General features: G+C 37.5%; 1 protein-coding gene. It reads left to right on the top strand.

What is annotated here, in order from left to right:
• Nucleotides 1–16 precede the first annotated feature (16 nt).
• Nucleotides 17–658, top strand: coding sequence for a hypothetical protein (locus IQR33_RS19265; protein ID WP_054702880.1), 642 nt, complete (start codon nt 17–19; stop codon nt 656–658).
• Nucleotides 659–749 lie beyond the last annotated feature (91 nt).

Here is a 749-nt window from a genome sequence, read left to right as displayed (position 1 = left end):
TTTTTTTAGGTGAGTTATGGAGAAAATAATATCAACAGCTTTTGTAGATATGTGTGGTACTTATGAGCGGATGCTATGTTCATTTTATCCAGCGAGAGACTCAACAGGATTTACAGAGCAAAATCAGGTTCACAACTTTGTGAACGCATTAAAAACTGCGTTAGATGATGAAAACTCGGTACATTGGTTAGAGTTCCCGTGGGTCAAGAAGAATGAGCATATTGATGGGATGGTATTTTCTCCAAAATATAAATCAATATTTTACATTGAAGCAAAGCGCCTTTCTAAATCGATTCAAAAGTCACTAGTGGTGAAAGATATTGAAAGGGTAGTTAGTAGTGATCGGTCTTTTATCAATTGCAATGACCTTTATGCTGATCATGAATACATAATTGTTTTGTCTGATGTCTGGCTTGAAGATAAATGGAAAACGGCAATTCCCCATTGGTGGTTGGGCTGCGAAGAACTTCCTGTTCAATTTCAGTCTTGGGAGTTCAAACATAAAAGAAAGCTAGCTAAGCCAAAAAGTACTCTCCAAAAAGAACTACAAACAAGAAACATAGATTGGGTAAACTCAAATTCCCTTGTTTATTTGGTTGGCGAAAAAGTAGATAAGGTAAAGAACTACTGCCTATTATTAGCAAGCAAAAAAATATAACAAAGCATTTAAGAGTGATTCGCAACGCTTGGCAGTTTCGCTTCGCTCAAGTATAGCCAAGCGCCGCTCACACCTTAATGCGGCGTTAGGG

Origin of the sequence: Vibrio sp. OPT46, from assembly GCF_015163535.1 — a bacterium.
GTDB lineage: Bacteria > Pseudomonadota > Gammaproteobacteria > Enterobacterales > Vibrionaceae > Vibrio > Vibrio alginolyticus.
Note: the sequence above shows the minus strand (reverse complement) of the source record. Positions and strands in the feature narration are given on the sequence as shown.